The organism is Pseudomonas farris, from assembly GCF_019145235.1.
GTDB lineage: Bacteria > Pseudomonadota > Gammaproteobacteria > Pseudomonadales > Pseudomonadaceae > Aquipseudomonas > Aquipseudomonas farris.
Genome location: NZ_JAHSTV010000032.1, coordinates 1 through 985, shown reverse-complemented (window position 1 = coordinate 985; position 985 = coordinate 1). Strand labels below are relative to the sequence as shown.

General features: G+C 60.4%; 1 protein-coding gene. It reads left to right on the top strand.

Annotated features, from left to right (window positions below; all coding sequences use genetic code 11):
- On the top strand, positions 1-985 hold a 985-nt coding region (locus KVG95_RS29595; protein ID WP_302470710.1), incomplete at both ends, for a carbon starvation CstA family protein.

Here is a 985-nt window from a genome sequence, read left to right as displayed (position 1 = left end):
GTTGCTGCTGGGGTCGATCTGGCTGGGCGGGCAGATTGCCGCTGACCCGGTCTGGGCCAAAGCCTTTACCTTCACCGGAATCCAGATCACCTGGATGCTGATCGGCTACGGTTTTGTCGCGGCGGTTCTGCCGGTATGGCTGATTCTGGCGCCGCGTGACTACCTGTCGACCTTCCTCAAAATCGGCACCATCGTTGCGCTGGCGATCGGCATTTTGATCACCATGCCCGACCTGAAAATGCCGGCATTGACTCAGTTCATCGACGGCACCGGGCCGGTATGGAAGGGTGGGTTGTTCCCGTTCCTGTTCATCACCATTGCCTGTGGCGCGGTGTCTGGCTTCCACGCACTGATTGCTTCCGGCACCACGCCGAAGCTACTCGCCAGTGAAGGCCATGCCCGTTACATCGGTTATGGCGGCATGCTGATGGAATCCTTCGTCGCCATCATGGCAATGGTGGCTGCGTCGGTGATCGAGCCAGGCGTGTACTTTGCGATGAACAGCCCCGCAGCCCTTGTAGGCTCCGATGCTGTTTCGGTGGCTCAGACCGTCAGCAGTTGGGGCTTTGCGATTACCCCGGAAGCGCTGCAAGCGGTGGCCAAGGATATCGGTGAAACCACCATCCTGGCCCGTGCCGGTGGTGCGCCGACCCTGGCAGTCGGTATTGCGCAGATCCTGCACCAACTTCTGCCGGGTGAAAACACCATGGCCTTCTGGTACCACTTCGCGATCCTGTTCGAAGCGTTGTTCATCCTGACCGCGGTCGACGCCGGCACCCGTGCCGGGCGTTTCATGCTGCAGGATTTGCTCGGTTCCTTTGTGCCTGCGCTCAAACGCACCGAGTCCTGGACCGCCAACCTGATCGCAACCGCCGGTTGCGTAGCGATGTGGGGTTACCTGCTGTACCAAGGTGTGATCGATCCGCTGGGTGGCATCAACACCTTGTGGCCGCTGTTCGGTATCTCCAACCAGATGCTGGCCGGA